This window comes from Maribacter sp. PR1, assembly GCF_028464145.1.
Classification (GTDB): Bacteria; Bacteroidota; Bacteroidia; order Flavobacteriales; family Flavobacteriaceae; genus Maribacter.
This window is the reverse complement of the sequence record NZ_JAQPCG010000002.1, coordinates 117,189-136,442: the sequence shown is the minus strand read 5'-3', so window position 1 is coordinate 136,442 and position 19,254 is coordinate 117,189. Positions and strand designations below refer to the sequence as shown.

Annotated in this window: 14 protein-coding genes; 9 read left to right on the top strand and 5 right to left on the bottom strand. The window is 39.5% G+C overall.

The features are described 5' to 3' along the window. Positions 1–26 precede the first annotated feature (26 nt). Together PP182_RS04220 and PP182_RS04215 are read right to left on the bottom strand one after the other, a co-directional pair. Complete coding sequence (locus PP182_RS04220) at positions 27–1,883, bottom strand: cation:proton antiporter (RefSeq protein ID WP_272650088.1); 1,857 nt, start codon at positions 1,881–1,883, stop codon at positions 27–29. Positions 1,884–1,949: 66 nt separating this feature from the next. Then, the gene (locus tag PP182_RS04215) at positions 1,950–4,154 is read right to left on the bottom strand and encodes an APC family permease (RefSeq protein ID WP_272650087.1); all 2,205 of its coding nucleotides are present in this window, start codon (positions 4,152–4,154) and stop codon (positions 1,950–1,952) included. A 705-nt stretch (positions 4,155–4,859) separates the two neighbouring features. Between PP182_RS04215 and PP182_RS04210 the strand changes: the two genes are divergently transcribed. From PP182_RS04210 to PP182_RS04180, 7 genes are all read left to right on the top strand, one after another. After that, complete coding sequence (locus tag PP182_RS04210; protein WP_272650086.1) at positions 4,860–6,806, top strand: PAS domain S-box protein; 1,947 nt, start codon at positions 4,860–4,862, stop codon at positions 6,804–6,806. Positions 6,807–6,819: 13 nt separating this feature from the next. Further along, positions 6,820–7,209 carry a response regulator gene (locus tag PP182_RS04205; RefSeq protein WP_272650085.1) on the top strand — a complete coding sequence of 130 codons (390 nt, stop codon included), beginning with the start codon at positions 6,820–6,822 and terminating at the stop codon, positions 7,207–7,209. 145 nt (positions 7,210–7,354) lie between these two features. After that, complete coding sequence (locus PP182_RS04200; protein WP_272650084.1) at positions 7,355–8,218, top strand: MBL fold metallo-hydrolase; 864 nt, start codon at positions 7,355–7,357, stop codon at positions 8,216–8,218. A gap of 27 nt (positions 8,219–8,245) precedes the next feature. Next, entirely contained in the window at positions 8,246–9,877 is a 1,632-nt protein-coding gene (locus PP182_RS04195) for a S8 family peptidase (protein WP_272650083.1), read from the top strand. A 17-nt stretch (positions 9,878–9,894) separates the two neighbouring features. Next, positions 9,895–11,751 carry a M1 family metallopeptidase gene (locus PP182_RS04190; protein ID WP_272650082.1) on the top strand — a complete coding sequence of 619 codons (1,857 nt, stop codon included), beginning with the start codon at positions 9,895–9,897 and terminating at the stop codon, positions 11,749–11,751. A gap of 20 nt (positions 11,752–11,771) precedes the next feature. Next, positions 11,772–12,164 carry a ribonuclease P protein component gene (rnpA, locus tag PP182_RS04185; RefSeq protein WP_272650081.1) on the top strand — a complete coding sequence of 131 codons (393 nt, stop codon included), beginning with the start codon at positions 11,772–11,774 and terminating at the stop codon, positions 12,162–12,164. Then, positions 12,157–13,791 (top strand): S41 family peptidase, encoded by a 1,635-nt coding sequence (locus tag PP182_RS04180; protein WP_272650080.1) that lies wholly within the window; start codon positions 12,157–12,159, stop codon positions 13,789–13,791. Before rnpA ends, PP182_RS04180 begins: the two co-directional genes overlap by 8 nt. Here the strand turns inward: PP182_RS04180 and PP182_RS04175 are convergent. From PP182_RS04175 to PP182_RS04165, 3 genes are read right to left on the bottom strand one after another with little or no spacing between them, the layout of a single operon-like run. After that, positions 13,788–14,684 carry a 3-keto-disaccharide hydrolase gene (locus PP182_RS04175; RefSeq protein WP_272650079.1) on the bottom strand — a complete coding sequence of 299 codons (897 nt, stop codon included), beginning with the start codon at positions 14,682–14,684 and terminating at the stop codon, positions 13,788–13,790. The two genes, PP182_RS04180 and PP182_RS04175, sit on opposite strands and share 4 nt — an antisense overlap. A gap of 41 nt (positions 14,685–14,725) precedes the next feature. Then, positions 14,726–15,559 (bottom strand): PIG-L deacetylase family protein, encoded by an 834-nt coding sequence (locus tag PP182_RS04170; RefSeq protein WP_272650078.1) that lies wholly within the window; start codon positions 15,557–15,559, stop codon positions 14,726–14,728. 27 nt (positions 15,560–15,586) lie between these two features. Beyond that, on the bottom strand, positions 15,587–16,693 hold the full coding sequence (locus PP182_RS04165) for an acyltransferase family protein (RefSeq protein ID WP_272650077.1): 1,107 nt from the start codon (positions 16,691–16,693) through the stop codon (positions 15,587–15,589). Positions 16,694–16,784: 91 nt separating this feature from the next. Here PP182_RS04165 and PP182_RS04160 point away from each other — a divergent pair, with 91 nt between their 5' ends. Both PP182_RS04160 and PP182_RS04155 read left to right on the top strand, forming a co-directional pair. Next, the gene (locus PP182_RS04160) at positions 16,785–18,287 is read left to right on the top strand and encodes a S10 family peptidase (protein ID WP_272650076.1); all 1,503 of its coding nucleotides are present in this window, start codon (positions 16,785–16,787) and stop codon (positions 18,285–18,287) included. A gap of 10 nt (positions 18,288–18,297) precedes the next feature. Then, a complete protein-coding gene (locus tag PP182_RS04155; RefSeq protein ID WP_272650075.1) occupies positions 18,298–19,251 on the top strand; it encodes an MBL fold metallo-hydrolase in 954 nt (317 codons plus the stop codon). The last annotated feature ends 3 nt before the right edge of the window (positions 19,252–19,254 follow it).

Genomic DNA, 19,254 nt, shown 5'->3' with positions numbered 1-19,254 from the left:
GTAAAATCGTAACAGTAAAAAACCTTTTAAGCTTTAATTTCTTTACTTCGCGACTCTTCGTCTATAGGTAGGGCTTTACCCAAATATACCAATTTAGAATTTTCTTGTATATCCGTGAAATCCTTGCTGAATGCAGAAATTATTTTGATTTCACCATCAGGCATTTTAAGAAATAGAGGGATAACATCCGTGTCCGCTTTGGTAATTTCTATGAGGCCCTCATAATGTTCGGTGTCTTTTAGTTTTATCTCACGGATTACCGGATTTTTTCTGGCTGTTTCTGTTAGTTTGATAAAATCGTCCGTATGGGAAAATAGGCCAACTTTGGGATTGTTTTCAGGGTCGTTCATCTCTTCGGCATCTACAAGTCTAAATGAACCGTTTTCGCCAAATTGCTTTTCAAACTTTGAAATAGCGTACTTGTTAATATCCGAGTTACCCGTTAAAGCCATTAAATAACCGATATCGTTTAGTTCTATATTATCTATTAGGGAGTCAGAATAAATATTGGCAACAAAGGCTTCCAATCCAATATTCTTTGCTTTGTTTATATTGGTTTGGTTATTGTCGATTAAAACTACATGTCTATTATTCTTGTGTAGATATTCGCCGATTAGTCTAGATACCTTTGAAGCGCCTAAAATAAGAATGCCTTCCGACTTTTTTAGAAAGACACCGACCGTTTTAGCAAAAAGCCTAGCTGTCGTGGCATTCAGTAAAACCGTTCCCAGAACAATCATAAAAACCAAAGGGGTTATATATTCCGCTCCAGGTTCTCCCCTTGAAATCAATTTTGAACCAAAAAGTGAGGCAATACCGGCAGCCACTATCCCCCTGGGACCTACCCAACTAATAAATAGTTTTTCATTTAGTTTTAGGTTAGAGCCCATGGAACTTAAAAAGACACCTAATGGCCTTATTATTAATATTATTGATCCAAAAAGTGCAACGGTTTTCCAGTTATATATAAGCTGTAGATCTGCCATATCAATATTCGCTGCAAGTATTATGAAAAGAATCGAAATCAATAAGATACTCAGGGATTCTTTAAAATATAGAAGTTCCTTAATATTGGGTAGGTCTATGTTGCCCAATACCATGCCCATAACTACAACAGCCAATAATCCGGATTCATGGGCAAAAAGATCGGACTCCACGAAAACCAACAACACGACTGAAAGTGAAACAACGTTTAAGAGATAATGGGGGATAAAGTTCTTTTTTATTGCAAAGGCCAATGCATGGGCAAAGGTAAACCCAAAGGTAAATCCAAAAAGTAATATTTTTCCAAATTCTATAAGCGCGGTCTGTGTGTACGCCTGCCCTTCGCCAACACTTATAAACTCAAAAACCAATACGGCGGCCAATGCACCAATTGGATCAATAAGAATTCCCTCCCATTTGAGAACAGCGGATAGGTCTTTTTTCAAAGGAATATTTCTTAGGATAGGTGTAATTACCGTTGGTCCTGTTACAATAATTAAAGAAGAAAATAAAAAGGATACTTGCCATGAAAGTCCGAAAATAAAATAAGCGGCAACTGCAGCGGCAAAAAAAGTAACTATACTGCCTAATGTAATGAGTTTGGTAATTACCGGGCCAACATTTCTTATCTCAGAACGTTTTAATGTAAGCCCTCCTTCGAACAAAATAATACTTATGGCAAGCGAAACAAAATAATAAAGCCCTTCTCCCGGAAATAAACCCTTTTCCCCGTTCCATACAGGTTCTATTAACTTTGAACCATCCTCAGTATATAAAGTAGAGAAGGGACCAACCAACAAACCAATTAGAATTAATGGCAATATTGCGGGCAGTTTTAAACGCCAAGCAACCCATTGTGCTATAATTCCAAGGATAATAATACCTGCTAGTTCTAGCATTATTTTGTTTTTTTGTTAAAAATAAGACTTTAGTCAAACTTTATAACAATAGGCCTTAAATCAAATTTAATGGTCTTTCATCGTAAGTCGTAAAACCGAACAGGCAGATTTCTCGGTGTATTTATCCTTACCTGTACCAAATAAAACGCTAAGCCAATTGTCTTTTTGTGGTGTTCCTAAAATCAATAAATCGTATCCTGCCGAAACATTGGAAATAGCACCGATAGAATCATTACTTCTACTTATCAAAACAGAACTGTTCGTGGGTACTTTTTTCAGCAAATTCAATGAATTGTTCCTCATAGCATTCTCATCTTGTTCACACATGTTTTCTGATACTATGTGAAGTAAGGTTAGTGAAGCGTTATAAAAAGTACAAATTCTATCGGCTACGGCAATAAAGTTTTTATCCTTACGGCCAGGTCTCAGAGCTAGAAGCACCTTGCCAATGTGCCTCACCCCAACATCTTTAAACAATGCAAAATCAGAATTGATGTTGGTCAATAACCAACCTATTGGGTTGCTTACTAAAATACCACTATGAGCCCTGCCATTCCAGCCCATTACCAACCAATCACAATGAGTCTGGTTGCTTAGTTCATGAATAGTGTCTGAAATTTCATGGGTAACCGCAGCTTCAAAATCTATGGTAATATTTTTTGATTTTGCCAACTGGGAAATTCGTCGCTCCAATGAAGCTATTATAGGGCTTTCCTCTACCATGGCATCCAAAAATGTTTGGTTTGGAACTTCGGTAATGTTTACCGTCTGTATCTTATCTCTTTTATTGATTGCCGCTGCTATTTCCACCAACATTTCCGGTGAAGTTTCATTGCCCAATAAAGGCACTACTACCCCCGCATCCGAGGCTAACTTGCCGTCTAAATTCTGTAAAGCTTCAGTCTGGTTATTTCTGTACGTTATCTGTCCTTTTCCCTTTCTTTTGTAAAAAAGATATAACGCTGGTCTGTGTCCGTATTTTCGTAATATACCCGTTCTAGTAGCGTTTTTTCCAAAATAAAAATATATCAAAAAACCTATTGCCAGTATTGCAGCAATGGCTACTAAAGGCCCCAAGCCCAATAATATCAACAAGGCTATACCGCTGCCTATTCCAAATAACTGTACAAAGGGATATAGCGGCGATCTATAAGGTGGGGCGTACCATTGCGCAGAAGTTTCCCTTAAAACAACAACACAAGCATTGACCAAAATAAACATCATAACCATAAAGGCACTTGCCAATTTTGCGATTTTTTCCACATCTAAAAACAAAATGACAAGGGCCATAAAAAAACATGTCATGGCAATAGTTACTACTGGCGTTAAATATTTTGAGTGTATTCTTGACATAAAATCTGGCAACAATTTATCTCTTGCCATGGCAAAGGGAAACCTCGAAGCCGCAAGTACACCGGAATTAGCCATAGAAATTAAGGTGATCACCCCCACAACTGCCGCTATATAACCAACAACACTACCGCCCAATAGATTAGCAATCGTATAAATAGGTTTGATATCCGTTTTTAAGTCTTCTAATGGAAGGTTGCCAACCAATACAAAAGCCACAACCACATAAATTGTGGTCATAATAAAGAGTGATAAAATCATGGCTCTTGGTAGGTTTACGCTCGGGTTCTTGATTTCACCAGCAATAGCGGCAACCTTAGTTACGCCAGCATAAGAAATATATACAAATGCTACAGTAGAAAATAAACCCATATTCCCGTTTAGCAAAAAAGGGTCTAAAAGTTCTGCAGAAGTTCTTGGGAGTCCAAAAAGTAAAATTAATGCAAGGCTTAAAATGCTTATCGAAACAATTACAATTTGAACCTTTCCTACTTTTTTTACACCTAGTATATTTAAAAACAGTATTAACAACAAGAAAATAAGGGCAACGTATTGGGTAAGGCCTGTTCCTATATTTACCAGAATAGCTAGGTATGCACCAAAACCAACTAAGGCAAAAGCACTTTTAAGTAACAGCGACAACCATAGACCTATGCCTGCAATGGTCCCAAAAAGTGGTCCAAAGGCACGCTCTATATATACATAGGTTCCTCCTGATGATGGCATTGCCGTTGCCAACTCGGACTTTGATAAAGCAGCTGGGAAAATACATATTGCAGCTAAAAGATAGGCCAACCAAACAGAAGAGCCTGTTTTTGCCGCCGCTATTCCGGGAAGAACAAATATACCGCTGCCCAACATACCACCAATACTAATCGCAACTACGGAGGTTAAAGATAAGCTACGTTCTAATTTTTTCAAGTCAATTTGGAGTTAGCGCTTAGAAAAGGCTTTTAATATTCTGCCAAAATGATGATATATTTTTGATAAACCAAGGTTTTGATTGGGTTTTATTATGTTGCTACTAATGAAAACAAACCAGAAGGATTTCATCGGTTGGTCATTACAAAAAACTATACCTTATGATGATGTTGTATTATAGAAAAAATATAAGAATTCAGGGGTAAAGAAAGATTACTTAGAGTAAAACAGGTTAAGGCTAATAAAGCTGGCAATTTAAAACGCCAAGCCAGCCTTTATATAATTATTCCCAGAATGATGATGCCGGCCAGCTCTAGGATGAATTACTTTTTTTAAAAAAAAGAATATACAGCAGTTGTTAACGTGGTAGCTGGAGGAATAAATTTCTTTTAATGATTTTAAAATACAGATATCGTGAATTTTAAGAAACCACACTAAAGTAAATCCTGAACATTTTCACCTAATAGCACAAAAAGAAAATTCAACAAGCGTAATTGCAGGTTTTACCTACAATTTATCAGCAAAAATACTATAGTTCAATATGCTTTTATATTTTTGTGACTGATTTTCCCTAAAAAAAAGAATTTAACTACCGTCCCAAACGCTGCTTTGGACCGATTAGAATTAGTAGCTTTTTATAGATAGTAAAGAATCTATACTGAGTATTCCCTCTATTAATGAGGTATTAACCGAATACGGATGGTGATGAGAAACCCTTTAAAAAAAATAAAACTAAGTTCTCCTGTAATCCCAGGTTTATTGGTGTTTCTAATAATCCTAAGTATAACTACGTTTGTAGCCTATCAAAGATATCTTATCCTTAAGAGTTCCGAGGAAGATGGGGTTAGTAGACAAGCCACCCGCATTGACAGAGAGATTAAAAATGTTTTGAACCAAGGGTTTTCAAGTACGCAAAGTCTGGCCTTTTTAGTAGAAAACTATGGTGTCCCCCAAGATTTTTCTAATATATCCCAGTTACTGTTGAAAACGAATACCAGTGTTGACGCACTTGAGCTTGTGGATAGTTCTGGAGTTATTACCCATGTCTACCCAATAGAAGAAAATGAAGTCTTGGGCTTTAACATTTTAATGGACTCCGTGGGAAAACCTGGGGCGGTCAGAACCATTGAAAAAGGTGAATATTATATTGCCGGACCAATAAATTTAAAACAAGGTGGTTCTGGTTTTGTCTGCCGCACTCCAATTTATACAAATAATGAGTTTTCTGGCTTTGCGGCAGCAGTAATAAAGTTATCTACCTTATTATCTGCAATTTCCTTGGATTCCCTAGAGCAAAGTCAGTACTCTTATCAACTTTCAAAGGTTAATCCAGACGGGTCCGAAAAAATATTTTTTTCTTCACAAAAAAAACTTCAGGAAAACGCGTTAAACCGCTCTATCACAGATTACAATGGGGAGTGGAAACTTTATGTGATTTCGAATAAGAGCTTTGCTCTTGGTGGTGTCCTCGCCCTAGGTATACTGGGTGTTTTTCTTTCTATTCTCGCTGGTTTTTATACAAATTCCATACTGGAACGTCCTATAAAACTCAAGAAAATGGTAGAGGATAAAACACTGCTCTTAAGGGAAAGCGAGCAAAAATTTAAATCACTTATAGAACAAGCCTCTGACGGTATTTTTTTAACGGATTTTAATGGAAATATGATTGATGCCAATATCCGTGGGGTAGAAATGTTTGGTTATTCAAAAAGTGAATTGCTCAAACAAAATATTAAAAATCTGGCCACCAATGAAGAGTTGGAAAACCTCCCAATCAGGTTTCAAGAACTAAACTTGGGGCAGTCCGTTCTTTCCGAAAGGCAATTATTGCGCAAGGACAAATCTTCTTTTTATGGTGAGGTTAGCGCTAAAAAATTAAATGATGGGGTTATATTGGGTATTGTCCGGGATATTTCCGAAAGGAAAGAGGAAAGAAAAAAACTCGAGAATAAAAACAGAGAGCTAAAAAAAACCAACTCGGAGTTAGACAGCTTTGTATACAGTGCCTCTCATGAGTTAAGAGCCCCGCTAACATCACTTTTGGGCTTGGTAGATATTATGAAAAAAGAGGAGTCGGAGTCTGAAAAATTGGTTAATCTTAACATGATGGAAAACTCCATTACTCGCTTAGATGATTTTATCGGAGAAATAATACAATATTCTCAAAATAAGCACCTCGATGTTAAAATAGAGAAAATAAATTTTAGTACCTTAATTGACAGGTCGTTAGAAGATTTATGGTATCTAAAAAACACTAGTGGTATTAATGTGGTTAAAGAGATCAACAATAAAGAACCTTTTTTCTCAGATAAAAGAAGAGTAACTGTTCTATTAAATAATTTTATTTCCAATGCCATCAAATATCATGATCTGGAAAAGCGCAGCCCTTCGATTTGGATCAATGTAATCATAAATAGCAAAGAGGCCTCTATAATTATTAAGGACAATGGTATGGGTATTGATAAAGAAAGTCAGACCAAAATTTATAATATGTTCTATAGGGCCACTGCCAAAGTCATGGGTTCTGGTATTGGATTATTTATAGTTCAGGAGATTCTTGAAAAGCTACGGGGTTCGGTATCGCTGGAGTCAGAACTAAATATGGGGTCTACTTTTACAATTAAATTACCCAATATGGCTCCTAAGAATTAATTAATACATGTTTATGAAAGTACTATTGATAGATGATTCGGAAATAGACAATTACATCAACAAGGCTATTGTTTCAAAATCAAAACTAGTTGAAGAAGTAGTTACCAAGACCTCGGGAAAAGAGGCTCTGGACTACTTGATAGGATTAAAAGAAGACCTAAACATGTTTCCCGATATTATATTTTTAGATATTCGTATGCCCGGAATGGACGGTTACGAGTTTATTGAAAACTATAAAGAACTCCCTGAAAGTTCAAAGGAAAAATGTACAGTGTTTGTACTGAGTTCTTCCATGAACTCTGCAGATGTGGCTCGTTCGGAAAGCTATGATGAAATCAAGAAGCATTTGGCCAAGCCTTTGGCCCATCATTCTTTAGAGGATTTAATCCTAAAAGATGTATAGAAAAATGTAAAGGCCGATCTTGTAATAAATGCGTTCAAATCATATTCTTAATAATTTAGCCATAGCGTTAAAAACTCTTAAATATCCCGATTTTCCTATTCATTTTAATTAATTTGCCCGATTTATTCCATTATCCAGTAGATTAATGAATCTATACCCCATAGAGACAGGTAATTTTAAATTAGACGGAGGCGCCATGTTCGGTGTGGTGCCGAAATCCCTTTGGCAAAGGACAAATCCGGCAGACGAAAACAACCTTATTGATATTGCGGCCAGAAGTCTGTTAATTGAAGAAGGCGATAGGCTTATTCTTATAGACGCCGGACTTGGAAATAAACAATCCGAAAAATTTTTTGGGCATTACCACCGCTGGGGAAATTATTCCTTGGACGACTCTTTGAATAAAATCGGTTTTCACCGAGATGATGTAACCGATGTTTTTCTGACCCACCTGCACTTTGACCATTGTGGTGGCTGCATTCAATGGAATAAGAATAGAACGGGATACGAGCCCGCTTTTAAAAATGCCACATATTGGTCCAATAGCAGCCATTGGGACTGGGCTATAAATCCCAATGCCAGGGAAAAAGCCTCTTTCCTAGCGGAAAATTTGTTCCCTATGGAAGAAAGTGGGCGGCTTAAATTTATAGACTCAATAAGCCAAAATAATTTTTTAAAAAAATCGGATCTGGGTTTTGGCATCCATTTTGTTGATGGACATACAGAAAAACAGATGTTGCCCCAAATAAATTATAAGGGGAAGACCATTGTATTTGTCGCAGATTTGATTCCAACAGTAGGGCACATACCCTTACCCTATGTCATGGGTTATGACACCCGGCCTTTACTAACCTTGACCGAAAAGGAAAAGTTCTTGAACACAGCTGTAGAAAACAACTACTTTCTTTTTTTTGAACACGATGCAAATAACCAAATTTGCACCTTAAACAAAACGGAAAAAGGGGTTAGGCTGAATCAAACTTTTACTTTCCACGAAATTTTTAATTAATAAATCAGAATAATTTAACAACTATATATGATACGTAGAATGACTAAATCGTTTTTGGCTTTTTCTTTTGTCGCCCTCCTGGGCTGCGGTGGTAGCAGTGGACTAATTCTAACCCCTGTTGAAAATATTGACACCGTTCCCCTAAAGGTTTCGGAACTGACAGAAAAAGAAAAACAGCATTGGGGCCATCTAGATTTGGTGGCTGATACTATACCTGGGATGAGCGTAGATAAAGCTTATGAAGAAATCATAAAAAACAAAAAAGGCGAAAAGGTAATAGTTGCAGTGCTGGACTCGGGGATAGATTTAGACCATGAAGATTTAGATGGTGTGATTTGGACCAATGAGGATGAAAGGCCGGGAAATAACAAAGATGATGACAACAATGGTTTCGTGGATGATATTCATGGGTATAATTTCTTAGGTGAATCTTATAATGAGCAGTTGGAATATGTGAGAATGCTTAGGCTGAATATTGGTGATCAAACTGCTTTGGCAAAAGCAAAAGCTAAGTTGGACGAGGAGTATAACACTGCCCAACAAAACAAACAACGCTATGAACAGATTTTACAGGCGGTAAAGAATGCCGATGCTGCGGTCAAGGAGTATCTGGGCAAGGAAAGTTATACTAAATCGGATGTTGCCGGTATTGAAGCATCAACCGAGGCAATGCAACAAAACAAAGCAGTACTTCTTCAAATGTTTAGTTTTAAGGACTCCATCCCTGAAGTTATTGAAGAATTGGGCGAAGGGATTACCTACTTTACGGAACAACTTAATTATAATCTAAACAAAGATTTCAACGGTCGGGAAATAGTAGGAGACAATCCTTATGATTTGAACGACACCGATTATGGCAACGGAAACCCGAATAATAGGGTCGACGACGAAAGTCATGGCACACATGTAGCCGGAATAATCGCAGCGGAAAGAAACAATGGCAAAGGTGCCAACGGAGTTGCAAACAACGTGGCAATTATGAGCATACGGGCCGTTCCAAATGGTGATGAGTATGATAAAGATATAGCCCGTGGTATCCGTTACGCTGTAGACAATGGTGCCAAAGTAATCAATGGTAGTTTTGGTAAATCGTTTTCTCCGAATGCTCAATGGGTATATGACGCTATTAAGTACGCAGCGGACAATGATGTTCTTTTTGTACATGCTGCAGGGAACGATGGTGCGGATTTGGACAATCCGGCCAACCCAAATTTTCCCAATGACCAAATTAACAATGGTCCAGAATTTTCGGACAACGTTATCACGGTCGGAGCTCTTGATCCAAATTACGGCTCAGAGCTTGTTGCCTCCTATTCCAATTACGGAAATATTAACGTAGATGTTTTTGCTCCTGGTACGGATATTTATTCTACCTATCCAAATAATGAGTACGAATACTCTCCAGGAACTTCCATGGCCGCACCAGCAGTATCAGGCATAGCTGCACTAATTTTTTCTCAATATCCAAACCTAAGTGCTAAGCAGGTCAAGAAAATTATTTTAAACTCTGGTTTGCCCGTAAAAACGAAGGTGATTTTAGGTGGAGACAATACCAAAAGCGCTAGTTTAAGTGAGGTTTCTACCTCGGGAAAAATAGTTAATGCTTATAATGCATTAATTATGGCAAGCAAAGTGAGCAATGGTCAGCTAGAACTATAATCTTGAAAATAGATAACATGAAAAAATTAATTCTTTCGTTTATAACCCTATTTTGCATAGGGGTTTTTTCCCATGCCCAAAACCAAACCAATTATTGGCAACAACATGTGGATTATACTATGGATGTTGACATGGATGTCGATAATTTTCAATACACGGGAACCCAAAAATTGGTATACTCGAATAACTCGCCAGATGAGCTAAGTAGGGTTTACTATCACTTGTATTTGAATGCGTTTCAACCTGGAAGTGAAATGGATATTCGGTTGCAGAATATTCAGGACCCGGATAGAAGAATGATTACAGAGGATAAGAAGAGTCGCATTTCCAGCCTGTCTGAAAGTGAAATTGGATACTTGCATGTAGTATCCTTAAGCCAAGATGGGCAAAAGGTAAGCTACAATGAGGAAGGCACTGTTCTCGTTGTGGACTTGGCACAACCAATTCCCCCGGGCGGAAAAACAACTTTTGAAATGTCCTTTAAGGGGCAGGTTCCTGTTCAAATTAGAAGATCTGGCCGTAACAATAATGATGGTGTTGCCCTATCCATGAGCCAATGGTATCCGAAACTAGCCGAATATGATTTCGAGGGTTGGCATGCGGACCCATATATCGCCAGAGAGTTTCATGGTGTTTGGGGTGATTTTGATGTGAAATTGACATTGAACAAGGACTATATCGTTGGCGGTACGGGGTATTTACAAAACCCGCAAGAAATAGGCCATGGTTATGAAGCACCTGGAACAACCGTGAAAAAGCAAAAAGGGAAAACCCTAACGTGGCATTTTAAAGCTCCTATGGTGCATGATTTTATGTGGGCGGCAGATCCAGAATATATTCACGACACACTAAAAATGGATAACGGCCCAATGCTACATTTCCTATACAAGAACGACCCCAAATTCCAAGATACTTGGAAAGCCGTGCAACCTATGACAGAGAAAGCCATGAATTTTTTCAGCAAGAATATTGGTGAATATCCCTATGAGCAATATTCCGTCATTCAAGGTGGTGATGGGGGAATGGAGTACGCCATGGCCACCTTAATTACGGGCGGGGATAGACCTGGAAGCGTCGTTGGAACTATGATTCATGAATTGGCACATTCTTGGTTCCAGCATGTTTTGGCCACCAATGAAGCCAAACACGAGTGGATGGACGAAGGATTTACATCCTTTATATCCGCACTTTGTAGCAACGAAATTCGTGATCAAAATAAGGAGAACCCTTTTGAAAACTCTTATAAGAGTTACTATAATTTAGCTTTGTCTGGTAAAGAACAGCCGCAAAGTACCCATGCGGACAGATATGATTTAAACTTTGCTTACGGTATAGCGGCATATAGTAAGGGTGCTGTGTTTTTAGCGCAATTAGGTTATATCATTGGGCAGGACAAACTCATGGAAACTCTTCGAAAATATTATGCGGATTTCAAGTTTAAGCATCCAGTCCCCAATGATTTAAAACGTACGGCAGAGAAAGTATCGGGAATGGAGTTGGATTGGTATTTGACGGATTGGACCCAAACCACTAACACCATCGACTACGGAATTAAATCCGTTGAAATGGAAGGAGAGGGTACAAAAATCACCATGGACAGAATTGGTCAAATGCCCATGCCTTTGGACATTTTAGTCGTTTATAAAGATGGAACTAGGGAAACTTTCTATGCGCCTCTAAGAATGATGCGCGGTGAAAAAGGAAATCCCTATCCTCAAATTGAAAGAACAGTGCTGCCCGATTGGCCTTGGGCATTTCCTAGTTATGATTTTACACTTAATAAACCCATGGATAGCATAGAGGCAATTGTGATTGATCCCTCCCAATTAATGGCGGATATAAATGCCGAAAATAACGTTTGGCAAGCCGAATAAGTAAAAACACGGTTGTAAAAATGGAGGCAACTCGCCCGATTGAAAATTTTTCCTTTGGAAAAAAGGAAAAGCTAAAAAGCAAGACGCTAATTGGCCAACTTTTTTCCGAAGGAAGAAATCTATCTGTTTTTCCGTTAAAATTGATATACCTAAAGGTCGATAAACAAGAGGTTCCGATTAAGGCGGCCGTAACGGTTTCTAAAAAGAATTTTAAAAATGCCGTTCATCGAAATAGAATAAAAAGACTTTTAAGGGAGTCCTACCGATTAAACAAAGGCATGGTATTTAACAATACTCAAGAGAACTTTGCGTTTTTATTTTTATACCTTGGAAAGGAAATGCCGGCTTTTAAGGATGTGGAATCCAAAATGAAGCTGCTTTTAGAAAAATTTAATGCCCGGATTCATGAATAAAATAATACGAAAGAGAGTAATAATTCCCGTTCTGGCCCTAACCTTTCTTGTTGCAGGAAGTAGTTTTAAAAGCGACTTTTTTGAGATCGCTAAACAGATAGAAATCTTTACAACGCTTTTTAAAGAGCTCAACATGAACTATGTGGACGAAACCAATCCAGCTGAGCTTATGGATACCGCCATTAAGAACATGTTGGAGGATTTGGATCCATACACCAAATTTTTAAATGAACAGGATGTTGAATCCTATCGTATTAATAATGCAGGTGAATATTCTGGCATTGGAGCGCTTGTGCGCACCTATAAGGACCGCTTATTGATTATAGAGCCTCACCAGGGATATCCTGCAGACAAGGCAGGGCTCAAAGCAGGGGACCAAATTATACAGATAGGAGATATCAAAGTGGCCGATTTTGAAGATAATGCAAGTGAGCTTCTAAAGGGCTCTGAAGGTTCCACTGTTGATGTAATTTATAAAAGACAGGGCAAGATTAGCAGTACTACGATTGAACGTGGAGGAATAGAGGTGGATGCCGTACCATTTTACAAAATGATAGACAATATTACCGGATATATCGTTTTGTCAAAATTTAACGCAAAGGCTACGGACCAAACAAAAAGGGCCTTATTGGATTTAAAAGGAAAGGGTGCCGAAAAAATAATTCTGGACTTAAGAGACAATCCCGGAGGCTTACTTTCAGAGGCGATCAACGTTACCAATTTGTTTGTGCCGAAAGGAGAATTGGTCGTTACCACAAAATCCAAAGTAAAAAAGTTTAACCGGGAATACAGAACTACAAATCAAGCCGTGGATGCAGAAATACCACTAGTGGTGCTGGTCAATGGAAGTAGTGCTTCTGCCAGTGAAATTGTGTCAGGTAGCTTGCAGGACTTGGACCGGGCGGTAATTATGGGGGCCCGTAGTTTTGGAAAAGGTTTGGTACAGCGACCCTTAAAACTGACCTACGGCACACAACTTAAAGTAACTATCTCTAGATATTATACCTCATCAGGAAGGTGTATCCAAGCATTGGATTATTGGAATAGGGATGATAACGGTAACGCCGTTAGAAACACAACCTTCAATGATTTTACCACAAGAAATGGAAGAAAAGTTCAAGACGGTGGTGGGGTTCTACCAGATGTGGAGATTGCGGCCGTAAAAACAAATGACCTGACCTTGGCATTGCTTCAAAATAATGTGATTTTCGATTATGCCACGGATTATTATTTTAGTCATAACGTGGAAAATGTGGGTGATTTCAAGTTTTCCAATTCGGACTTCAACAACTTTAAGACATTTGTAAGACAAAGCGACTTTTCTTTTAAAACCAAAGCTGAAAAAGCGATTACCGAGGCATTATCCGGACCGGAAAATGACTTTTTAGGGCAAGAGGTTAAGGACAGTTACAAGACCCTATTGGCAAATATTCAAAAAGGCAAGATTAATGCGCTGGACAGATATCAAAATGAAATACAAAAAAATCTTGAGGACGAAATCGTGAAGCGCTACTTCTATCGCGACGGTTTATATCAATATTACCTGGCCCAAGATGATGCCATCTTGGCCGCTACGGAATTACTTGGCAATGGCTCAAAGTACAATGGTCTTTTGGGCAAGCGTTAGTCGAAGGTACATTTGCCCGGTTCAATATAATACGTCTTGTAATTAGAGGCTTTTGGATCCATGCATCCTTTAAGGTTCTTTATTTTAATATTTCTGAAGTCTATCGGCTGACCTTCGCTCTGCAGGGCGATAAACCCCTCTTTTAAAGGTTTTCCCGGTATAGAAATATCAATGTCATAACCATTGACCACGCCTCCTCCCATTTGCGGCTTCGAATATTCCAATACCGTTTTTCCATTAATCATATGTTTTACAAGTGAATCTCCATAAACTATGAGCTCCGCTTTTACCCATTGGTCACCAAAATAGGTGTCCGAGGAAGAATTAATGCAATGATTTGGGTCCAATTTTCCTCTATAGATTACATCCGTGCCTGGGGAGCACATATTTCCCGTTGGTCGTTCCTTTCCTTTTTCAACACCTCCATAGAACTGCATTTCTACAGAAATGGGCCAGTCCTGTTCCTTTAATATGGTTTTAGGGTCCTGGGAGTGAAACATAACACCACTGTTCAAAATTGTATAATCCGGAGCGCCTGGAAAAAGATTGCCAACGAAACGATATTCCATGGATAGATGAAAATAGGAATAGGGCTGATTATAATACAAGTGTCCGAAACGATCATTGAACAACCCCTCATACTTGTCATATCTTACCTTAATTATACTACCCTCAACACGAAAAGTGTCTCCATAATTATCAAACACATCATAATGATGGATTTTTGTGGTCCAGCCCTCCAAGTCACTTCCGTTAAATAGGTTGGTCCAACCCTTTTCCTCTGCCTGTTGTGAGTAGACGTTGGCAAAACCTACCGACAAAATGGCCATTAACAGAATTATGTCAAGGTGTGTTATAGATTTTGAACGTAACCCTATTTTAGAAATCCCCATCCTTTGGTTTTTGATACTATATCGAAGCCTTAAAGCCCTTTTCAGTTGTTTCCAAACACAGAATCTGAATCGTTTTTTGGGGCTTCAAATTTTCTTAGATATACAAATTTTCCGTTTTTCGACTTACGCTCCATAAAGTTTTCTTCAGTAAGCATCGGGTCAATTTGACTGTAGTGGCATCTGTAAGACTTTGCGGCTTTTTCCAAATCTTGATCGGTATAGGAGACTTTCGTTCTTAAATATTTACCTGCCTGCCCTCTCAAAATCTTTCCTTCAGGGTCATCGATTGCGTCAGAAGGGGTGCCATAATAAAACAAGTCCATGGGTTTGTTCCAATCCTGACTAAGGTACACTTGGGTTACTGACGCTCCCACCAATCTATGGTCCATGTGGGTGGAGCCTCCATCCGGTCCCCAGGTTATAATAGCATCCGGATTTAACCTATTTACAATTTCATTGAGTTGCTTTATCATTTCCCTGGCGTGGGGAACATGGCCGTCATAACCCTCTGCTGCCCGAAGCTGGTCGTGAAAATTCAAATGAATCAACTCCGCCTCCAACAATTCCGCAGCACATTTCATTTCTTTCTTTCTGGTAGCAACAAGTGTTTCTCCTGCTATATGGTCGTGAAAATCATTGGTTCCATATCTACCGTCAGTAACGATGACCAAATGGACCTTGGCTCCTTCCCTCGCATATTTAGCCAAAATGGGAGAAACGGTACTCTCGTCATCGGGATGTGCAAATACGGCCAACAAAACCTTTCCTTCATAGGGCTTTTGGGCCAAGCACGTAGATCCAACCAAAAGAAAAATTATAAACGCAAATGCGCTGAGCCTAAATATCGTGTTAGTTACTATTGATGTTTTCTTCATGTTGGGCGTTTTAATTTTTTCTTATATCTAAACTTTAAAATAAATCTTGCGTTTGTCCAGATAATAGGTGATGGACCATAAAAATAGTAGTATTAACAATGATTCCAAAACCAATAGCCAATCCTTATGGGCTTCAAGGTTATGAAAAAGACCGGTGTTCCAAAGAATATCGAACTCCCTGAAAATCAAATGCCCAAACGTTTCTGCAAATAAGTAAATAAAAATAGAGTTGGTACCTACAACTGCGAAAATTTGCAGCCATTTTTTCTTGTATCCCCTTACGTCGATTATCCAATAAAATAAGGCAAGTGCCAAAATGGAAATGCCGCCGGAGGCCAGTGTAAAAGAAGTAGTCGCTATGCGTTTAATAATCGGTGTAATTTCAAAAAAGTCTAAAGTAAACCCAAGGGTGGTTGCCAAAACTCCCCAAAACAGGAAGGTCTTTAATTTATTTGATGCAGACACAGAATTCTGCAAAAGTTGGCCACACACAACACCCCAGATGGTATGGGCCGCCGTTGGCACAAAATTTATGAATACCCAATATCCGTCATTTACCTTCCCCATCACCAAAAGGTCTGCCCATGCGCCAAATGTTTCGTGACCCTTTGCGTAAGGGGCTTCCGGATTATACATCCTGTATAGGAATTCCGTCAGCAGCAAAAGGAAAATTGTAAACCCTATTTGAAACTTTGCGCTTTTTCCCATTATGGTATAGGCAATCAGAATGGTGAACGCCAATTGAACCAAAACGTTCCACAACTCCCATACTAGGCCGAGGCTGTAAATACAATGTAACAGGACCCCAAAAAGGAACAACTTTAGACATCGCATGGCAATATGTTTGTTTAATTCCTTTCTGCCTCCCTTTTTCAATCGTTTTTTAAAAGAAAAAGGCATGGCCACGCCCACAATAAACATAAAAAAGGGCTGTATGAGGTCCCAAAAATGAAGTCCGTTCCAAGGATGGTGCTGCAATTGAAGCGCCAGTGGATAAAAAATAGAGCCTTCCGTTAAACGGGCAAAGCTTTCATGGAAACCTGTAGCCTCCGCTATGAGCAGGAACATTATGAATCCTCTGAAAACGTCCAGAGAATACAGGCGTTGAGTCAATGGTTTGGCGAATTGCGACATACCATTTGGATGGTTAGGTTTAGCCTCGAAATGTACAACAAATTTTAAATGAAATGATTATCTTCCAAATTCCTTTTTAGAGCCATATCCTATGAAAAAATTATCGCTTTTTACCCTCTTGTTTACCTCAAGTCTTTTTGTCCTTTCGCAGACCGATGATAAAGAAGAAACCGCAAAACCTATTCCCAAGGCAAGGACGTTTGAAACCATGCATCAAGGTGTTTTTGGAGGGAGGACCGTCAATTATAAAGCGACGGCCAAGGAAACCTTTTTGACCAATAAAGCAGGGGACTCCATAGCTACTTTCTGGTCGGTTGCCTACACCAAAAACCCTGTAGGGGATGTTAAAACAAGACCTGTCACCTTTATTTTTAATGGTGGTCCGGGTTCGGCCTCCGTATGGCTACACATGGGGCTTTTTGGGCCCAAAATCATAAAAGTGGATTCAGATGCCAAGAAAGACGATGGAGCCGCTCCTTATAACCTTGTGGCTAATGAACATGGCCTTTTAGACCTTACCGATCTTGTTTTTATTGATCCCGTGGGCACAGGGTATAGTCAATTGGTGGGAAAAGGAAAAGGAAAGGACTTTTATGGCCTCAATGAGGATGTCGCTTCCTTTGCTCAATTTATACGGAAATGGGTCACCGATAACGGGCGCTGGTTCTCTCCCAAATATTTGGCCGGTGAAAGTTACGGTACCACAAGGGCCGCCTATTTGGGCAAGGCCTTGGAGGGCTCGGGTCAAAATATGGCGCTCAACGGTATGATCCTTATTTCCCAGGCCTTGGATTATGCCGGTTCTACCTCGATCCATTATAACATCACTTCCTATATCACCTATTTACCAAGTATGGCGGCCACTGCTTGGTACCATAAAAAGGCGGGACAGGGAAAAACCTTGACCGATTTTGTAAGGGAGTGCAGGGAATTTACCTATGGTGATTACACCAAAGCCCTTTACAAGGGCAACCTCCTGAACAATGCCGAGAGGAATGACATAGCCGAGAAGCTCAATTATTTTACGGGGCTAGACAAGGACTATATACTTAAATCCGACTTGCGCATTCTCGTAGAACGATTTCAGAAAAAACTCTTGGAGGACCACGGTTTGGCCATTGGTCGATTGGACGGAAGGTTTATGGGCGATGAATCCGATGATGTGGCCGAACGTCCCCACCTAGGAGACCCGGCAAGCTACCAAATCGGCGCGGCCTATACGGCGGGAATCAACCATTATTTTGCATCCGATTTAAAAGTTGACATGGACCGACCTTACATTACCTCCGGTGGTGGCGACGGATGGCGATGGCGCACTGTACCAGATGGTCAATACTGGGAACCGATGCCTGTGAACACGGCTCCTTTTCTTGGGGAGACCATGAGGCGCAACCCAGAAATGAAGGTAATGGTCGCCAACGGGTACTACGACCTTATTACGCCGTTTTTTGATGCCGAATACACCTTTGCAAGAAACGGGATTGTAACCGAAAAGGTTTCCATGAAATATTATGAGGCCGGCCACATGATGTACACACATGAACCCGACCTTATACAACTGTCCGAAGATATTCGCGCGTTTTATAACAACTAAGTTTTCCCTATTGAAGTTCACTGTTATCCAACTCGTTCTTTTTTTACTGGTTCCCCATCTGTTTTTTGGGCAGCTTTCCCCTGTTGACCGTCAACAGAAAGGATTGAACGTGTATGTTTTGGGAGCGGTTCAAGATGCGGGCAGTCCACATATCGCCTGTGAAAAAAAGTGTTGTGCCCATCTTTTTGAAACCGGTGAACGGTCTAGAAAGGTGGTGTCCCTAGGGATTGTAGATTTCAATAACAACAAAACATTCCTTGTAGAGGCCACGCCCGATATGCCCAAACAACTTAGGGATTTAAGGTTGAATACGCCGTTCAAGGAAAACGATTATCCAGATGGTATTTTTCTTACCCATGCCCATATTGGCCACTATAGCGGGCTCATGTATTTGGGCAAGGAAGCGGCAAACACGAAAAATATCCCGGTATATACAATGCCTAAAATGCATCGGTTCTTGAGTGAAAACGGGCCATGGGGCCAATTGGTCACAAATAACAACATACGACTTGTTCAAGCTGAAAATGAAAAAGCAATATCTCTTTCGGAACAACTGACGGTAATCCCTTTTACCGTACCTCATCGTGATGAATATTCGGAAACCGTAGGCTACAAGATACTAGGGCCGAATAAAACCTTACTTTTTATTCCGGATATTGATAAATGGGAGAGGTGGGAAAAGGATATTAAGGAAAAAATAAAAAACGTGGACTATGCCTTGGTCGATGCCACTTTTTATGATGCCGAAGAAATAAATTATCGGGATATTTCAGAAATACCCCATCCTTTCGTCATTGAAAGTATGCAGCTATTCCAAGGGCTTTCGTTATTGGAAAAAAATAAAATTCATTTTATCCACTTCAACCACACCAATCCTTTGTTGAACAGGGAATCCCAACAGACTCAAAAAGTATTGGAAGAGGGCTTTCAAATCGCCAGAAAGGATATGGTCTTTAAATTATAATCG

Bases quoted from the DNA above. Each gene is read 5' to 3' on its own strand.
- PP182_RS04220 (WP_272650088.1), bottom strand. From the start codon at position 1,883: ATGCTAGAACTAGCAGGTATTATTATCCTTGGAATTATAGCACAATGG.
- PP182_RS04210 (WP_272650086.1), top strand. From the start codon at position 4,860: ATGAGAAACCCTTTAAAAAAAATAAAACTAAGTTCTCCTGTAATCCCA.
- PP182_RS04205 (WP_272650085.1), top strand. From the start codon at position 6,820: ATGAAAGTACTATTGATAGATGATTCGGAAATAGACAATTACATCAAC.
- PP182_RS04200 (WP_272650084.1), top strand. From the start codon at position 7,355: ATGAATCTATACCCCATAGAGACAGGTAATTTTAAATTAGACGGAGGC.
- PP182_RS04195 (WP_272650083.1), top strand. From the start codon at position 8,246: ATGATACGTAGAATGACTAAATCGTTTTTGGCTTTTTCTTTTGTCGCC.
- PP182_RS04190 (WP_272650082.1), top strand. From the start codon at position 9,895: ATGAAAAAATTAATTCTTTCGTTTATAACCCTATTTTGCATAGGGGTT.
- rnpA (WP_272650081.1), top strand. From the start codon at position 11,772: ATGGAGGCAACTCGCCCGATTGAAAATTTTTCCTTTGGAAAAAAGGAA.
- PP182_RS04180 (WP_272650080.1), top strand. From the start codon at position 12,157: ATGAATAAAATAATACGAAAGAGAGTAATAATTCCCGTTCTGGCCCTA.
- PP182_RS04175 (WP_272650079.1), bottom strand. From the start codon at position 14,684: ATGGGGATTTCTAAAATAGGGTTACGTTCAAAATCTATAACACACCTT.
- PP182_RS04170 (WP_272650078.1), bottom strand. From the start codon at position 15,559: ATGAAGAAAACATCAATAGTAACTAACACGATATTTAGGCTCAGCGCA.
- PP182_RS04165 (WP_272650077.1), bottom strand. From the start codon at position 16,693: ATGTCGCAATTCGCCAAACCATTGACTCAACGCCTGTATTCTCTGGAC.
- PP182_RS04160 (WP_272650076.1), top strand. From the start codon at position 16,785: ATGAAAAAATTATCGCTTTTTACCCTCTTGTTTACCTCAAGTCTTTTT.